14 protein-coding genes and 1 riboswitch are annotated in these 15,968 nt (G+C 63.4%); of the genes, 4 read left to right on the top strand and 10 right to left on the bottom strand.

What is annotated here, in order from left to right; all coding sequences use genetic code 11:
• Positions 1–39: 39 nt before the first annotated feature.
• Positions 40–164: riboswitch (guanidine-I (ykkC/yxkD leader) on the top strand.
• Positions 165–303: 139 nt separating this feature from the next.
• Positions 304–1,326 carry an ABC transporter substrate-binding protein gene (locus tag HWX07_RS06640; protein WP_012336948.1) on the top strand — a complete coding sequence of 341 codons (1,023 nt, stop codon included), beginning with the start codon at positions 304–306 and terminating at the stop codon, positions 1,324–1,326.
• Positions 1,327–1,473: 147 nt separating this feature from the next.
• Here the strand turns inward: HWX07_RS06640 and HWX07_RS06635 are convergent, their stop codons facing one another.
• From HWX07_RS06635 to HWX07_RS06625, 3 genes are all read right to left on the bottom strand, one after another.
• Entirely contained in the window at positions 1,474–2,274 is an 801-nt protein-coding gene (locus HWX07_RS06635; protein WP_175875682.1) for a phosphodiesterase, read from the bottom strand.
• A gap of 155 nt (positions 2,275–2,429) precedes the next feature.
• Entirely contained in the window at positions 2,430–3,041 is a 612-nt protein-coding gene (locus HWX07_RS06630; protein WP_012336950.1) for an ATP phosphoribosyltransferase regulatory subunit, read from the bottom strand.
• A 527-nt stretch (positions 3,042–3,568) separates the two neighbouring features.
• Positions 3,569–4,531 (bottom strand): LysR family transcriptional regulator, encoded by a 963-nt coding sequence (locus HWX07_RS06625; RefSeq protein WP_175875681.1) that lies wholly within the window; start codon positions 4,529–4,531, stop codon positions 3,569–3,571.
• Between the two features lie 824 nt (positions 4,532–5,355).
• On the opposite strand from HWX07_RS06625, the gene HWX07_RS06620 reads away from it, so the two are divergent.
• Entirely contained in the window at positions 5,356–5,589 is a 234-nt protein-coding gene (locus HWX07_RS06620) for a hypothetical protein (RefSeq protein WP_011549124.1), read from the top strand.
• A gap of 138 nt (positions 5,590–5,727) precedes the next feature.
• Here the strand turns inward: HWX07_RS06620 and HWX07_RS06615 are convergent, their stop codons facing one another.
• Complete coding sequence (locus HWX07_RS06615) at positions 5,728–6,849, bottom strand: HAMP domain-containing sensor histidine kinase (RefSeq protein ID WP_175876143.1); 1,122 nt, start codon at positions 6,847–6,849, stop codon at positions 5,728–5,730.
• A 394-nt stretch (positions 6,850–7,243) separates the two neighbouring features.
• Here HWX07_RS06615 and HWX07_RS06610 point away from each other — a divergent pair, with 394 nt between their 5' ends.
• Positions 7,244–8,356, top strand: coding sequence for a PHB depolymerase family esterase (locus HWX07_RS06610; RefSeq protein ID WP_175875680.1), 1,113 nt, complete (start codon positions 7,244–7,246; stop codon positions 8,354–8,356).
• 33 nt (positions 8,357–8,389) lie between these two features.
• Here HWX07_RS06610 and HWX07_RS06605 read toward each other — a convergent pair whose 3' ends face one another.
• The 6 genes from HWX07_RS06605 to HWX07_RS06580 all read right to left on the bottom strand — a co-directional run bounded on the left by HWX07_RS06605 (position 8,390) and on the right by HWX07_RS06580 (position 14,949).
• Positions 8,390–10,159, bottom strand: coding sequence for a histidine kinase (locus HWX07_RS06605; RefSeq protein ID WP_041492291.1), 1,770 nt, complete (start codon positions 10,157–10,159; stop codon positions 8,390–8,392).
• Positions 10,160–10,242: 83 nt separating this feature from the next.
• Positions 10,243–11,655, bottom strand: coding sequence for an HD domain-containing phosphohydrolase (locus HWX07_RS06600; RefSeq protein ID WP_175875679.1), 1,413 nt, complete (start codon positions 11,653–11,655; stop codon positions 10,243–10,245).
• A gap of 121 nt (positions 11,656–11,776) precedes the next feature.
• Positions 11,777–12,232: a GNAT family N-acetyltransferase gene (locus HWX07_RS06595; RefSeq protein WP_175875678.1), complete on the bottom strand. Its 456-nt coding sequence runs from the start codon at positions 12,230–12,232 to the stop codon at positions 11,777–11,779.
• A gap of 257 nt (positions 12,233–12,489) precedes the next feature.
• A complete protein-coding gene (locus HWX07_RS06590) occupies positions 12,490–12,894 on the bottom strand; it encodes a hypothetical protein (RefSeq protein ID WP_012336957.1) in 405 nt (134 codons plus the stop codon).
• A gap of 170 nt (positions 12,895–13,064) precedes the next feature.
• A complete protein-coding gene (locus HWX07_RS06585) occupies positions 13,065–14,303 on the bottom strand; it encodes a dicarboxylate/amino acid:cation symporter (RefSeq protein WP_175875677.1) in 1,239 nt (412 codons plus the stop codon).
• A complete protein-coding gene (locus HWX07_RS06580; RefSeq protein ID WP_012336959.1) occupies positions 14,287–14,949 on the bottom strand; it encodes a GntR family transcriptional regulator in 663 nt (220 codons plus the stop codon). The genes HWX07_RS06585 and HWX07_RS06580 overlap by 17 nt, the downstream gene beginning before the upstream one ends.
• Before the next feature lie 150 nt (positions 14,950–15,099).
• Here HWX07_RS06580 and HWX07_RS06575 point away from each other — a divergent pair, with 150 nt between their 5' ends.
• The gene (locus tag HWX07_RS06575; RefSeq protein ID WP_012336960.1) at positions 15,100–15,564 is read left to right on the top strand and encodes a GNAT family N-acetyltransferase; all 465 of its coding nucleotides are present in this window, start codon (positions 15,100–15,102) and stop codon (positions 15,562–15,564) included.
• Positions 15,565–15,968 lie beyond the last annotated feature (404 nt).

Here is a 15,968-nt window from a genome sequence, read left to right as displayed (position 1 = left end):
CTCGCTCGGCATGACGCCGAGAGGTGCGGCGGCGTCGCATCTTAGGGGTGCTAGGGTTCCGGTTCATCATCGAACGTCTGGTCCGAGAGCAGCCCGGCGCGGGTCCGTCCGGTCGCAAGACCGGATGCACGCGTGCTACACGGCGGGACAAAAGCCCGGGAGATTGGCGATGGCAACGGCCGTCGCGCCTCTCCGTGGCCGCTCGTCCGTTCCGCATCCGCAGGAACCGGTCACGCAGCCGGACCATGTGCTCGCGCACGGTCCGTATCGACGATCCCGATCCCGGTCTCCTGGAGAACAACGATGACCCGTCCCGCCCCGGCGTTCCGCCGCCTGCCGTCCTTCCGTTTCATCCGTCATGCATTGGGCGCCGCCGTGGCGGCCGCCGCGCTATGGGCCGCGCCTGCCGCGCACGCTGCCGCACCGCTGAAGATCGGCTACAGCGACTGGCCCGGCTGGGTCGCCTTCCAGGTCGCGCTCGACAAGGGCTGGTTCAAGGAGGCCGGCGTCGACGTCGACTTCGAATGGTTCGATTATTCGGCGTCGCTCGACGCGTTTTCCGCGGGCAAGCTCGATGCGGTCGCGGCGACCAACGGCGATGCGCTGGTAACGGGCGCGTCCGGCGCGAAGAACGTGATGATCCTGCTGACCGACTATTCGGCCGGCAACGACATGATCGTCGCGAAGCCGCCGCTGCGCACCGTCGAGGCGCTGAAGGGCAAGAAGGTCGGCGTCGAGCTCGGCCTGGTCGACCACCTGCTGCTCGAAACCGCGCTGCAGAAGCACGGGCTCAAGGACGGCGACGTCACGCTCGTGAATGCGAAAACCAACGAGCTGCCGCAGGTGCTCGGTTCGTCGGCCGACATCGCCGCGGTGGCCGCCTGGCAGCCGAACGCCGGCGAGGCGTTGAAGCGCGCGCCGGGCGCACGGGCGATCTTCACGTCGGCGGATGCGCCGGGGCTGATCTACGATGCGATCACCGTCGCGCCAGCGAGCCTCGCCGCGCGCCGCGCCGACTGGGCGAAGGTCATCAAGGTCTGGTATCGCTGCGTCGCGTACATCAACGATCCGAAAACGCAGGCCGATGCGGTCAAGATCATGTCGGCGCGTGTCGGTCTCGCGCCGGCGCAATATCTTCCGCTGCTGAAGGGCACGCACCTGCTCGACGAGGCGGCCGCGAAGCGTGCGTTCCGCAAGGGCGACGGCCTCGATTCGATCTACGGCTCGACGCGCAACGCGAATGCGTTCAACGTGCGTAATGCGGTGTACAAGCAGTCGCAGGACGTCGACGCGTATATCGATCCGCGGCTCGTCGACGCGCATTGAGGGCAGTGCGCCCACCGGCGCGGCAATGCGCCGCGCCGGTGGGCGACTCTGATGCGCTCACGTGCTCCGAGGTCACAAGCGGTCATTGCCCGTCCATGCCGCGCCAATGCCTCGTACGTCATCGACCGCCGTGTGTTGACGGGGCGCTTACGCGAAAGGGAACGGGCCCTCGAAGTGCCCCACGTAACACAAGTGGGAGACCGCTGGCTGACCTCGACCTGCCCAGCGATGCAGCATGTATGCAGGGGGTTCGAGAAAAGAAGCGGGCTGCGCGTCCGCTTCAACGCGCAGCGCAATCTGGGTGGTCGTGCTCGGGCAGGTAAGTACCGGGACGCGCCCAAGACGCGTCTGCATCGACCGGTGGACGTGTCCGGCAAGAATGCGATCTACGTTGTCGTGGCGCGCCAGAACCGCGTCAAAGGCCTCCGCATTTCGCAACCCGTAGATGTCCAGATAAGGAATGCCGGTCATGAACGGTGGATGGTGCATGACGATAACCACGGTCCGATTGCGATGCTCGGCAAGTTCAGCGTCGAGCCACGCCAGGGTTTCGGCGCCCAGTTCACCGTGATGTAGCCCAGGAACGGAGGTGTCCAACGCCACGAGGCGTAGTTCGCCCACGTCCAGCGCGAACGAGAGTGCGCCCTCGTCCGGAAGCCACGCGTGATCCGGGAACGCGGCTCGCAGATTGCCACGGTCGTCGTGATTACCCGGCAGAACCACGAACGGTCGCCTCAACTCGACGAGCAGTTCGCGAAGGTTTCGATACTCGCCTTCGGTACCCTCGTCCGTCAGGTCGCCGGAGATGACAACGAGATCTGGTTCAGGTCGAATGCGGTTCAGCGAATCGACGGCCGCCGAAAACATGGCATTGGAATCCACGGCGTCTTGATACAGGACGCCGTGAGGCCGGACATGAATATCGGAAAGTTGTGCGATGACCGTCACTCAGCGCTCCGTCGGTTTTGACCCGCCCGTACATCGATCGAGAAGATTTTAGGCCGGACAAAATTCGCCCATCGACAGATGGCTTTCCGTGACAACGCAGCGATATGGAGCCTGCGACTGTCCCGGGCCGCAAGCCGCGTCGGCATTGGACTTCACTACGCAAGTCCCTGGGTGGTCAGCGCTAACAATAGTCGTTCAGCGCCGATGCCGAAACCGGCGCCCTCCTGATAGGCACCGCCACCAAGGACTTGCTGTTGTGCGCCGAGTTCGGTACAGCGTATTTCGAAGCCCCGACCGTTCAGATAGTAGCTGAGGCCTCTGCGGGCCGAATCGTCGATTTCATAGCGGAGGCCGAGTGAATCAAAAAAGCCGAGCGCCACCTCCCGACTGCGTTTGAGGGCGGATTCCGGGTTGGGGCATAGATACTCAAATCCTAGTTGGGAGAATTCGCGGTAGCGACCGGCTTGAGGTCGTTCATAGCGGTAGCATCGAGCGATATAAAACAACATCCGCTCCCGTTGTCGGCCCAGCAGCTCGCTGCACCGCTCCTGGAACAGCGCCGTTGCCTCAGGAATCAGGCAGCAAGCGCGTCCCTTCTTATCGGGAAAGGCCCACATCTGGCCGATGATCTCGCTACCCCCGGCTTTTTGAATGAATGTATCTTGCGACCACAACGCCGGGACAATCGCCTCCTCTGCTCCAGCGTTAATGAAGATAGCTCCGGAATTGGGTTTCCAGAGCGCGAATTTGTGCAGCTTCCTCGCCAACGATGAAACGTGTTCCGCGAATCATGGTCATGAGAGTCTCCTCGGGGTAAAAAATAAAAAAGGCGCCGTAGGCGCCTTGGTCGTTTGTACAGGAAGGGGAAACTGCAATCCCGGATGTCCTGCTATGGACGTAACGAACCACGGCGCATCGAGTGACGACCGTGATGATGACGAGATTGGTTCGGGACGTTACGGAGTTCCATGCGGGCCATATTGGCACATTAATTTTGATTTGTGAACCGATCCACATGTCTCGGAGGCCCCGACGTGATCTCAAGGACCAAAACGAGTCACGTGGCTGAAGATCGTCGACAGCCTATCCTCTGTTGCCGACCGACCGGTTCTGGCCGAACATGGCCGGCCAATGCTCTGCAATGTGCGGCCGTCGCAGTTCGACCCGGTGCAGCCATTGGATGCCTCGGCAACTCAACGGCAAGGTTCAGTGCCAAGCTGATCTTCGGATGTCCAACTGCATGCACCGGCGAAGATCCTCGGACATTAGCACTGATGGGCTGTTACTCCGCGCTTTAGTAACGGACTGCGCAAGTGGCCGTCCCGGGCTGCCCTTTACTCTCTTGACGCGGCGTCAAGAGCCGTTCAAGCAGATCGGCGCTGTCTAGTTGCGCAATCCACCAGTTTAAAGCGTTCCCTACCTTGTCCTCGCGCCAAGCGAGGTAGCCATTCGTGAACTCGCGCACACCCACAATGCGACGCGCGACCAGCCTGCCTTCGTGTATCGGTTCTTTCGCTACGAAATCAGGCAGCATCCCGACAGCGATACCTTCACACAGTGCTTGCAGTTTGGCTGCGAGCGTCGGCACGATGACCAGTGGCTGTCCGTCACGGGTGGCCACAGATTGCCGTTGCAGTTCGCGAGAAGTGTCACTGATGACAACACCTCGATATCTTGCGATCGTTTCGCTCTCCAACGGCTCGGGGATGCGGGCGAGTGGATGGTCCGGAGCCACGACAAAAACGTGCCGGAGGGTTCCGATTGGCCGGGCCGCAATATTGGCGGCATGCGGCGGCTCGCCGAACGCCCCTATCGCGAGATCGGCACGCCGCGTAACCAGGGCATCCCACACGCCCCCAAGCACCTCGGTGGAAAGACTTAGCTGGGTATTCATCTCCAGGTCGTAGAAGGCATGGACATACGGCCATAAGGACTGGATTGGCAAGATTGCATCGACGCATAGTCGAAGCTCCGATTCCCAACTGTCTCGAATGCCTTTTGCTTTGGCCTCCAGGCGTCGAGCCGCGTCTAAAAGTCGACGCCCATCTTCCACGACAGCACGACCCGCTTCCGTGAGTCTCGTCCGTCTGCCGCTGCGATCGAACAGCTCGACGTCCATGTCGCTTTCCAGCTTTTGCACAAGGTAAGTGAGCGTGGACGGAACTCTATGCAACAACTCGGCCGCCTCGGCGAATGTACCGGTCCGGTCAATTGCATCCAAAACTTCGAGAACTTCAAATGACAGCTTGGTCGCCATACAGCGTCCTTAGATACTTCTATCGTTCACAGGCTTCACCGCGACGGCCGAGCGGCTTTGCCGCAGCAACGCTTACATGCGGTTGCCCAACCTTTCGGGACTCGCTCGGATGCTGATCAAATGGACAAAGGCGATGTCGTCCCTGACTCGGATGCTCTCGTTGACGAAGCCTCCGGCCACTCAATGGTCATTGCGGCAAGAGTCTAAGGTACATGCTGCCGTTTGTCTGCTCGTGGCGTGACGCACAGTTAGCCAGGCGCATGATTCTGCTCGCGTCAATTTAGTTGTCGCCCCGCCAGCGCAGCCACGGCCCGTTTATCGGTAGCGGCGAGCGGCGAGCGGCGACCGAGTCGCATTCCGGGTCAAGCGCCACGGCATCGACCGGTGTCCGGTGTGCGTGTCCCAAGACGATCGGACGCGCCCATATTCGCGCCTTCGCGTTCAGGGCGTGGCGTGCCGCGACGGATACGATTGGCACGCGTGTGTCCCTTGGCAAGGTACGGTCGACGTTCGAATGGCTGCTTGAGAGCGATTGCCTACGACTGTCTAGGCCGACTGCTGCCCGACATGGGCGCCAACAGCCGACCCTGAACAGCCCTTCAGGTTTATCCAAAGCGGCCAATCGTTGTGACCTGCGGCGGGATTGTATAGCCTCGCTCGATGAGTATCTTGGCCTCGGCGCGACTGCGGAATCATTCCCGATTAAATCGCTTCTCCCGCAGCGTGCCGTTGGAATCTTCAATGGAGTCGTTCTGCCAAGGGCGGCAAGAACGGACACAGCGTGTACGATCTGGTCTTCAAGAAAACCATCCAAGGAGAGAGGAATGAATCCGGAACAGGCCCGAGCCGAAGAAACCCAGGCGATGGAGCGCATGGTGGCCGCCACGCTGCGCGTGCAGAGTACGTTCGCCTCGATGCAGAAGCAATTTCCGCCGCAAGGCAGCGGCGAGCCTTCGCCGTTCGCGCTGCAAACCTTTGATGCCGCCCTGCAGGAACTTGAAGACGCACAGGCCGCGTTCGATGCGCTGCTGAACGATCTGATCGACGGTAACCGCTAAAGGCTACGCCCTTATCCGCACCGATTGCCGACGATCTAAAAAGCTGTGTCGAACGGCCGTTCGTGGCCGGTAGCGGCCTCTCGCCACCGCCGCCCGCAAGCCCGACGGCGAATCATCCCCGGACCCGTGCTTCCCGCTTCATACGCCTCTCGGCAGCCGCACCGCAAACACGGTTTCCGTCTGATCGGACCGCGCCTCGATCCGGCCGCGATGCGCCCTGGCGATTTCCCTCGCGATGAACAGGCCGAGCCCCAGGCCGGCATCGTCCCCCGTCCTTCCCTGAGGCTCTTCCCCGCGCTCGAGCGGATCGAAAATGCGGTCGAGCGTGCGCGGATCGATCTCCGGCCCGCCGTTGCTGACCTCGACGACCACCTCGGCGCCGGTCGTCGTGGCCACCACCCGCACCGGTGTATCGCGCGCGCCATACTTGACGGCATTGCTCACCAGGTTGCTCAGCAACTGCTGCATTCGCTGGTCGTCCCATTCGCCCCGGAGATCGCCGCGCATATCGACGGTAATTTCACGATCCGGATGACCGGCTCGCAACTCGTCCACCACATTGTCGAGCACATGTGCGAGATCGATATTGCGGGGAACGACGTTGATGCCCAGCCCGAGCTGGGTCCGATTGAAATCGCAGAGATCGTCGAGAAGGCCCTGCATGCGGCCACCGCTTCGAATCAGCCGCGCGGCGGCCTCCGATACGGCCTCACCTGCATTGAGGGCGGCAAGATACGACGCCGTGAGCTGGATGGTCTGCAGCGGCGTGCGCATGTCGTGGCTCAGCATGCCGAGGAGCAGGTTGCGAGCCTGTTCGACCTGGTCGGTAAAAAAAGAGACTGATTCGGCCAGCGCTTGATCGATCGCTTCGTTGAAGCGAATCATGTCGTCCATGTCAGGCGCCCCCGGCTGGCACGCGTCGATCCACAGCCGCAGCACACTGGCACGCAGCGCCCGATACTCGGCTGCCAGCTGGTTGATGTTGAAGCCCCGCCGGGCGCGCAGAACGGCATGCGTCTGGGCGGCCGTCTCGCCGGCGTTCGCCGGCTCGGGGGCGCGCCCCAGCGATTTTTCGTGTTGCGCTTCCCGCGTTTGCGGCGTCACGATGTCCCTGGCGACGGCGATCAGGATCTCGCGCGCGTGGTCGCGCAGCCCCTGCGAGTTCATGTGCCTCGCGGCCGGTAACAACGTGGCGGCAAACGCTTCCCAGTGCACCAGGATCGTTTCCATGTTCCGTACGATGAAATCAGCAAGACGCATATCGCCCCTCACAACGGAATGAACGTTGGACGCTTCTGTCGAACCGCACGATATCACTGAATAACGGCGTGATCCGACGATTCGATCGCCGCCGTCGTCATTTCCGGCTGCGCGGGCGACGAATGTCCGGCGGCCAAGGCCCGGCCGGCCGAACGATTCCGGATGCACCATGGTCCTTTCCAGGGCCGAATCAGGCTTCGATTCGCACGCCCGTCACGTCGGGCGGCCAGCATCGCCGATAATCGATGCGCGTCACCCCGTTCCGCCGGACGCCGCCTTTCGGTTGCCGCGGCACCGGCAGCACGAACCTTGCTTCGCGCCCGTTCGACTTCCATCCGACGGTGGAGTCGGCCGCCTCTTCCCGCCACGGCCGGCCGCCGGCACGAAACTGAACATGCCCAGGAAAAAATCCAGCCTCTGGCTGCGGCATCTCGAACTGTTTTCCATCGCGACCGGTGCGCGGCCGAAGAAGCGGGCCGGCAAGCCGCGACCGGCTGCCCAAAAAGCCGCCAAGAAGGTCGCTCAACGCACCATCAAGCCGGCCGCCGCCCCTGCCGCCAAACGGCCGGGCACCGCGCCCGCCGCACGTGCGCCGTCGGCCCAACCGCCCGGCACCTGGCTGCGCTCGTTTCATTCCGCCGGCCCGAGCGCCGGCCGGCTCGTGAACCATCTTGCGTACGCGCTGTATCTTCCCGCCGCACCCGCCAAGACAGCGGGCATGCCGGCGGTCGTCATGCTGCACGGCTGCAAGCAGACCGCCGAATCGTTCGCCGCGGGCACGCGCATCTGCCGTCTGGCCGAGCGAGCGGGGTTCGCCGTGCTGTTTCCCGAACAGGCCAAGACGACCCATGCGCACCGCTGCTGGCACTGGCATGGCGACGCGACCGAGTCCGAAGCCGCGGCCGTCGCGTCGCTGGTCGACGCCATCGTGCGGCGCCACGGCTTCGATCGCGACCGGATCTACGTGGCCGGCCTGTCCGCCGGCGCCGGGCTCGCCGCGGCGCTGGCGCTACGGTATCCCGACCGTTTCGCGGCGGTCGGCCTGCACTCCGGCCCGGCCATCGCGCCGCCGTCGTCGACGATGGCCGCGATGAGCCTGATGCGTCGCGGGCTCCGCGACGATCCGGTCGCCGCGCTCGACGCGTGCGCCGACGCCGCGTCCTATCCCGGCATGCCGGCCCTCGTCATCCACGGCGCGCTCGATACGGTCGTGACCGACCGGAACGCGACGCAGCTCGGCATCGCGTTCGCGCGGCTCAACCGGCTCGTCGACGAACACGGTGCGATCCGCGTCGGCGAGCAACGCAGCTACGCGCAGGACGATGCGGACTACGTCGATTATCTGAAGGGTGGGCGACTGGTCGTCAGGGTATGCATCGTCCGCCGGCTGCCGCATGCGTGGAGCGGGGGAGATCCGAGCGAGCCGTTCCATTCCGCCAAGGGGCCGGACGCGACCGCGATGTTCTGGCATTTCTTTCGTCGTCAGCGCCGCAAGCGCCTGGCGTGACGCATGACGCTCGTAGCGGCCGCCGTCATGACGTCAAACCCGCTGCTCCAGCGCTGCCGCGTTCGCGCGCTCGCCGGCACGCCGAACCGGCAACCGTATCCGGAAGGTCGTGCCGCGCCCCGGCTCGCTGGTCACGTCGATCGCGCCGCGATGACGCTCGACGATGCCGTGCGATACCGACAGCCCGAGCCCCGTGCCCTGCCCGACCGGTTTCGTGGTGAAGAACGGATCGAAGATCCGCCGGACGACGTCGGGCGTCATGCCGGCACCGGTATCGCTGATCGCGATCGACACCTGATCGCCGTCGCTCGACGTGCTGATCGTGATCACGCCGCGCTCCGGAATCGCCTGCGCCGCGTTGACCAGCAGGTTCATGAAGACCTGATTCAATTGCGACGGCAGGCATTCGACGTGCGGGACATCGCCGTAATCGCGCACGATGTCGGCCTTGTACTTGAGCTCGTTGTGGACGACGTTGAGCGTGCTCTCGAGGCCCGCATGCAGATCGACCACGCTCCATTCGTCGCTGGCCGGGCGGGAAAAATCGCGCAGATCCTGCACGATGCGCCGCACGCGCAGCGCGCCGTCGATCGACTCGTCGATCAGCATCGCGATCTCGTCGCGGACGTAGTCGAGATCCGCCGCGCGGTGCGCGGCCGTCAACGCATCGCGGGTGGCCGGATCGAGCTGCGGCAGCGCGGCTTCATGCGCGGCGATCACGTCGAGCAGGCTGCGCACCCATGTCTTCAACGTATTGAGGTTCGCGCTGACGAAGCCGATCGGATTGTTGATCTCGTGCGCGACGCCGGCCGCGAGCTGGCCGATCGACGCGAGTTTTTCCGACTGCAGCAACTGCTCGTGGGTTTCCGCGAGCGCATGCAGCAAGCGTCGCTGCTCGTCCTTCTCCTGTTCGAGCAGCGCGTGCGCGGCCTTGCGTTCGTCGATCTCGGCCGCCATGTTCTCGCGCGTGCGTTGCAGCATCTGCGTCGTTTGCTCGTAGCTGTACAGCGCGCGTTCGAGTTCGCCGGTTCGCACCCGCACGAGCCGTTCGAGCGTGTCGGTCATCCCGCGCAGGAAAGTCGTGCGCGCATCGAAGCGGCACACCAGCAGCGTGACGACCAGCGTCGCCATCGTAAACAACGCGACGGTGGTCGCCAGCCACGGCGCGTCGACGCCGTTCGCGGCGCCGCACCGCGCATCCGGCGCGAAATGCGCGGCCGCCATCGCCGTGTAGTGCATGCCGGTAATCGCGATGCCCATGATGACGGCCGCGCCGATACGTTGCGCGGTCGCGTGGCGCGCCTGCTGCATGCGCAACGCCTGTGCGATCCACAACGCGGCCGTCGATGCGATCACCGCGATGCCGATCGACGCGGCGAACAGCGCGGCATCGTAGCGAATGCCGGGCTGCATGTGCATCGCGGCCATCCCCGTGTAGTGCATGCCGGCGATCCCGCCGCCCATCAGCACGCCGCCCATGCCCAGTCGCCGCCAGCCCAGCCGTGCGCGCGTGACGACGTTCAGCGCGAAATACGATACGAGCACCGCGATCGCCAGCGACGCCCCCGTTTCCTGCCACGCATAGCCGAGCGGCACCGGCAACGAAAACGCGAGCATGCCGACGAAATGCATCGACCAGATTCCGGTGCCCATCGCCGCCGCGCCACCGCCCAGCCACGCGCGCTTGAGCTTCGGATCGTCGAGCAGCGAGATGAACGCGGCGAGGTCGAGCGTCGTATACGACGCCAGCGTCGCGATCGCGAGCGACAGCACGACGAGCGGAAGGTTGTAGATGCCATGCATGATCGGGCGCCCGCAACGGGTTGAGTGCATCGCCGCGGTAGGGGCAGGCGCCCGTCCCGCGGCCATCTTGCCGACGTTCGATGTCAGGCCGGCGGCGCGCCTGCGTTGGGTGCGTGCGCCTGCGCGGCCGGGCCGGCCAGCACGAGAATGTCGAACGGCGTGCCCTCCCGCGTTTCGAAGCGACGCACGAGTTCGATCTGATGCGCGGACATCACGCTGCCTTTCGTCATCAGCAACACGCCGCGATGCGTGCGCAGATCGTCGGCGAGCTCCATCCCTTCGCGCAGTTGCGCCGAGCGGATTTCCGCGACGGACGCCGCGATGCCGAGGCTCGCCGGGTCCCGCATCAACTCGATGAAGCCGGCGACCAGTTGCGGGTCGTAACGCACGCTCGCCTGCGAGCGCAACACGTCGATCGCCTGTTCGATCGAATGCGGCGCACCGATTTCGCCGTGGCGCAACCCTTCGAAATCGCGCGCGATCGCGACGATCCGCGACCCGACCGGAATCGCATCGCCGACCAGCCCGTCCGGCGTGCCGCGGCCGTTGAAGCGCTCGTACTGGTGCAGCACGATCGACGCGACCTTGTGCAACTGGGCGACCGGCGTCAGCACCATCTGCGCACGCAACGGATGCTCCTGAAACACGCGGTGCTCGTCCGTCGTCATCCGCGCGAGCGGCTTGTGCAGCAATTCGTCCGGCAGCGACAGCTTGCCGATGCCGTGCAACAACCCCGCGAAGTAGACGTCCTGCGCATGCAGTTCGCTCATCCCCGACGCCAGCGCGAGCCGGCGCGCGATCTCGCCCACCCGCATCGCATGCCCGCTCGCGGCCCCGCAGCGCAGTTCGATCATGCTCGCGCACACCTGAACCATCGCCGTGAAACTGCTTTTCAGGTCGCTTTGCGCCGCTTCGAGAAACATCACCGTCTGGCCGAGTTCCTCGGTACGCGCGCGCACCTGCGTTTCGAGGTCCGTATTGAAACGGCGCAACGCTTCGTTCTGCGCCTCCGTCAGCGCCGCCAGCCGGGCCGCTTCGCGACGCAGACGGCGCTGTTCCAGCGCCTGATCGACGGTCAGCAGCAGGTCGTGATCGTCCCACGGCTTGTTCAGGTAGCGATACACGCCGCCTTCGTTGACGGCCTGCACGACCGACGCGATCTCCGCATAGCCGGTCAGCAAAATGCGCATCGTGTCCGGGTACAGCGCCCGCGCGCGCGCCAGAAATTCCGCGCCGCTCATGTGCGGCATCCGCATGTCTGACACGATCAGGTCGATGTCGGTCGACGCCAGGATCTCGAGCGCGGTCTCGCCGCTGTCGGCGGTCACGATGTCGTAGCCGGCGGGCCGGAACACGCGGCGCAGCGCCGACAGCACGTTCGGTTCGTCGTCGACCAGCAGGATCGACGGGACGCGGGGCACTTCGACGGATGCGGCTGCGGCGTCGGATGTTTCGGGCGGCACGGCATTCACGCCGTTTGTTGCAGATGTCGTCATAATCGGCCTCGGATCAATTATTTACGCCCTCTCTGCAACATCGGCCGACTCCGCGTTTTCCACATGGGTGAAAACGCTAATACGTGCGTGTCGATTTCAACCGGAATGCGTCACGCGAACGCTACGTCGCCGCCGTGCCCGGTTCGCGCCGATAGTAGATGTCCCATTCCGCTTCATCGGTTCGCACGAAGCCGTGCCGTTCGTAGAAGCGGTTCGAGTCGCTGCCGCGCAATGCGCCGACGCGAACGGGCATCCGTCGTTCGTCGGCGGCAGCAAGGATCTCGCGCAGCACGGCGGCGCCGATACCCTTGCCCTGATGCGCGGGCACGATATACAGGTGGTCGAGCAACCAGTGATCCGCCATCGGGCGGAGCGTATAGAAACCCGCACGCGCATGGCCGGCTTCGATGAAACGGCATAGCGCCGGGTCGAACGACGCGAGAAACCGGTCGCGCGCACGCTGCGGATCGAAACGGCCGATGCGCTCGAGGCTGTCGCGCATCGCGGCGATGCGGATCGCGACGAGGGCGTCGGCGTCGGCCGGCGTGACGGGGAGGAAGGTCAGTGTCGTTGTCATTGGCCGGCGGGATTCGTGCAGGAGCGCGCACCCGGCGTGGCGCTGCGGCGCCAGCCGGGTTTCGACGGGGACTTGGGTGCAGCACGTCACGCCCCCGATCAGTGAGCGTGACGCAAGCGAGCCGATGCAATCGGCTCAATGAATAAAAAGCGCTGGCCGATGCCCTGGCCAGCAAAACGGTTCTGGCGATCCGAGGTTGGTGTGTGCCAGAACCACATGCATTGAACGGCGTACGCCCGACAATCTGTGATCGCAGTTTAGACCAGGCTAAGCGATGCGATCAGGTCTGCGCCCGCGCCCGTCGACCTGAAGGTATCGTCGGGCTTCGGCGCTTCCCATGTTGCGATCATCTCGTCGGTCGGAAGATAGTCGGGATCGGCCGACGCGACGCCGACCCACACGCCTTGGGATACCTGCCTGCCATGGAGATAAAAGTGCAGTTCCCGGCCAGCGCGTTCGCACGTACACCTGATTCGCTCCACCGACTGACCCAATCTTCTGATCCGCGCGACCTGGTTGCGATCCAGTTCGAACATGGCACTCATCACGCCGTCGCAATCGCCGATGCCGAGCATGTTGCTGTCGTCAGTGAATGCCCACGAAGGATGCGGTGTGCCTAGGCGCAGCATGAAAAAAGCTGCGGACTCTGAACCAATCATCATGTTTCTCCGGCAAAAAATACGTCGTTCCACCAACTGAAACTTGATAAGAACGCACGTTCATCCCATCCTGCTTTTCCCGCCCTGCCTCAAGGTTCGAATAGACGTACGCCAGCGCCTGATAATGGGCGGGGCGACATTGAAACGCACACCGCCCGTCGCTTCCGAAGCCCTTACACGCTTGCCTGCCGGGGTACGGTTTCCGCGGCGATACTGTCCGAACCGGACAGCCTCACCGCGACTGCAGCGGCGGCCGTGCTCCCGTAGACGTTGAGGGCGGTTCGCCCCATGTCGAAAAAGGCGTCGACGCCCAGCAGCAGCAGCACCGCATCGGCCGGCAACCCGATCGACGTGAGAACGATGGTGATGGCGACGATCGCCCCGGAGGGCACATTGGCCGCGCCGTCGATGGTGATGATCGTCAGGATCAGGATCGTGATCACCAGCGGCCAGGACCAGGCGAGATGATAGGCATCGGCCAGATAGCCGACCGCAAGGGCCGTGTAAAGTACCGCGCCGTCGCGATTGAAAATATAGGCCAGCGGCAGGATCGTGGACGCCACGCCGTAAGGCACGCCCAGTTCAACCAGCTTCTTCAGGTGCAACGGGTAGGTAATTTCGGACGAACGCGTCGTGAAACCCAGGATCAGCGGCTCCTTCACCTTCCTGAGAACGGCCAGCGGCGACTGACCGGCGATGCGAATGACGAGGGTGAGGACGACCGCCAGAATCGCCATGCCGAGATAGGCGACGCCCAGAAGCTCGACAAGCGAGTGCGCGCCGGTGAACCCCTTGGCCGACAACAGCTGCGCGATCGCGGCAAAGATCGCGAGCGGCGACCATGCGATCACCCACTGGACCATCTTGAACAGTCCCGACAGCAGCGCCTCGAAAACGGCAATCGCGGGCTCGGCACGCTCCGGCGCGGCCGCCAGGGCCGCCCCGAAAATCACCCCGAAAACCAGCACGGGGAGCGAATTCCCCGCGGCGAGCGCAGCGACGATGTTGGCGGGGATCAGGTCGACGAGAAATTTCGTCCAGTCGATACTGGACGCAAGCGCGGCGGGCATCGATCCGGACTGAACCATGCTCGCCCCGAGACCCGGTCGAAATGCAAAGTTGAGCAGCAGGCCGAGCGAGGCGGCCAGACCCGTCATCAACACGAAGAAGCCGATACTCGACAGTGCGACCTTGCCGAGCCGCTCGCGAAGCCGGCCCGCACGAAAGACCCCGACCGTGACCGACAGGAAAATCAGCGGCATGACGACCATCTTGATCGCGTGGCCGAACATCGCGCTCAGGAAGCCCAGCTTCGCGGCAAAGCCTGGAGCAAACACGCCGCAAGCGGCGCCCATGACAAGCCCGCCAAGCATTTGCATCGGGAGGGAAAGCCCTTTATTTTTCATGTTCATGCCGTGCCTTTAGCAGTTTGATCCGTGCCGGCGTGCCGTCAACGATGTGATTCCACATATGCCGACGCGCCAGCTCGCCGTCGTTCGCTTCGATTGCGTGAAAGATGTGCAGGTGCTCGATCGTGCCGCGCCGAACGGTTTCGGCGTCGCCACGCGGAAGTTCGTTCAGGGCCAGGGTCTGGGCTCGCAATAGACCATACGCCGAGGAGATACGCACGTTCCGTGCGGCGGCGAACAACTCCTGATGAAATACCCAACCGATACGTTGCTCGAGCATGATGTCCGCGACGTCCCGGTCAAGCAGTTCCTGCATTTTTGCTGCAGCCTCGCGAAGGCCTGCCGTCACGCCCGACCTCGCAGCCAGAAACGCCGCGGTACTCTCCAGGGCCAGCCGCATTTCGAAAATTTCGCGGAGATCGCTGGTAGTCGGCGACGCAACATAGGTGCCACTCTTTTCGATGACGACGACCAACCCTTCGGATTCGAGCAAATGCAATGCGCTGCGCACGGGCATTTGGCCGAAGCCGAGTTCGTCGGACAAGCCCCGGTGGGATACTTTCTGCCCGGGCGCAAAGCGGCCGTCAAAGATCCTCGCTCGGATCTCCTCGTAGGCAAGCTCTGCATCTGTCGAGACTTTCGACGTCATCTGTGATCGCAGTTAGCGTATGATTGTAAAAGAGGTGACGGATAGGAAATTACCCTTACTGGTAACGCACGGCAACTGCTAATTTTGCGAGTGGGTATACCGAAAGAAAACTGGAAGAAAATCTGCGTCACGAAGAGAGCCGATAATTATATGACTTCACAAGATGTGCGCTTTACCATCTGTGCCGTCCGTGCGGAAGAAACCTATCCCCTCAGGGCCGCGATCCTGATGGCGGGAGATGAAGAGGGAAGCGCTTTACACGGAGATCACGCGCCAACCACCCTGCATTTTGCCGTTCGCGACCACGACACTATTGTCGCCGTGGCATCCGTGTGTAAAGAAGGACAATCCGGCGTGCCGAATGCGCAAGCCTGGCGCCTGCGCGGCATGGCCGTCCATCCGTCGGTCCGCGGCCTGGGGTTCGGCCGCCTGCTGGTCAATCTGTCCATTCGCCATGTGTGCGAACAGCGTGGCACGCTGCTCTGGTGCACGGCACGCGAGTCGGCCTACCAGTTCTATGAAATGCTCGGCTTCAATCGCGATCCGATTCCGATTTCGCTGCATGGCCGCGACGACATGAAATTCTATTTAATGCAGCGCCCGATCGAATGCTGAGTTTCGTCCACGACTGACGTTCGTTCGAACGCAATTCCGGGGCCGATGTCACGCAGTTGGCTGTCGGCCCGAAACCCCCCGTTCAACCGGCGCCCGCCTGAGCCGGTTCGCCCGCGCGAAGATCGAGATCGCTTGCGGCGCCTTTTTCCCCGAGAAGAATTGCGGGCCCTCGCCTCTCGTCCCATCCGGAAACAGTCGTTGAAGCAATAGCCGCGAGATATTCAGAGCCGATCTGCTCGGAACTGTCCGCCGCCGTATCACATGCGGAAAGCGCTTACGGCTTATACGGACACGCATTCAACAATCGCGCCCTTCATTTCGATTATCGCAATCCGAAATCAAAATGAACGGTCACCACCGGTACTGCCGGATTGTTGCTCTCGATGGCTGTCCCTTGCAGTCGA

The sequence above is a fragment of the Burkholderia sp. BCC0097 genome, from assembly GCF_902832985.1.
Lineage (GTDB): Bacteria > Pseudomonadota > Gammaproteobacteria > Burkholderiales > Burkholderiaceae > Burkholderia > Burkholderia orbicola.
The sequence above is the reverse complement of the archived record's forward strand: the minus strand, read 5'-3'. Positions and strand labels throughout refer to the sequence as shown.

Excerpts from the sequence above, each read along its gene's own strand:
- HWX07_RS06605 (WP_041492291.1), bottom strand. The coding sequence starts at position 10,159 with ATGCATGGCATCTACAACCTTCCGCTCGTCGTGCTGTCGCTCGCGATC.
- HWX07_RS06595 (WP_175875678.1), bottom strand. The coding sequence starts at position 12,232 with ATGACAACGACACTGACCTTCCTCCCCGTCACGCCGGCCGACGCCGAC.
- HWX07_RS06640 (WP_012336948.1), top strand. The coding sequence starts at position 304 with ATGACCCGTCCCGCCCCGGCGTTCCGCCGCCTGCCGTCCTTCCGTTTC.
- HWX07_RS06590 (WP_012336957.1), bottom strand. The coding sequence starts at position 12,894 with ATGATGATTGGTTCAGAGTCCGCAGCTTTTTTCATGCTGCGCCTAGGC.
- HWX07_RS06615 (WP_175876143.1), bottom strand. The coding sequence starts at position 6,849 with ATGCGTCTTGCTGATTTCATCGTACGGAACATGGAAACGATCCTGGTG.
- HWX07_RS06585 (WP_175875677.1), bottom strand. The coding sequence starts at position 14,303 with ATGAACATGAAAAATAAAGGGCTTTCCCTCCCGATGCAAATGCTTGGC.
- HWX07_RS06610 (WP_175875680.1), top strand. The coding sequence starts at position 7,244 with ATGCCCAGGAAAAAATCCAGCCTCTGGCTGCGGCATCTCGAACTGTTT.
- HWX07_RS06575 (WP_012336960.1), top strand. The coding sequence starts at position 15,100 with ATGACTTCACAAGATGTGCGCTTTACCATCTGTGCCGTCCGTGCGGAA.
- HWX07_RS06580 (WP_012336959.1), bottom strand. The coding sequence starts at position 14,949 with ATGACGTCGAAAGTCTCGACAGATGCAGAGCTTGCCTACGAGGAGATC.
- HWX07_RS06625 (WP_175875681.1), bottom strand. The coding sequence starts at position 4,531 with ATGGCGACCAAGCTGTCATTTGAAGTTCTCGAAGTTTTGGATGCAATT.
- HWX07_RS06600 (WP_175875679.1), bottom strand. The coding sequence starts at position 11,655 with ATGACGACATCTGCAACAAACGGCGTGAATGCCGTGCCGCCCGAAACA.
- HWX07_RS06620 (WP_011549124.1), top strand. The coding sequence starts at position 5,356 with ATGAATCCGGAACAGGCCCGAGCCGAAGAAACCCAGGCGATGGAGCGC.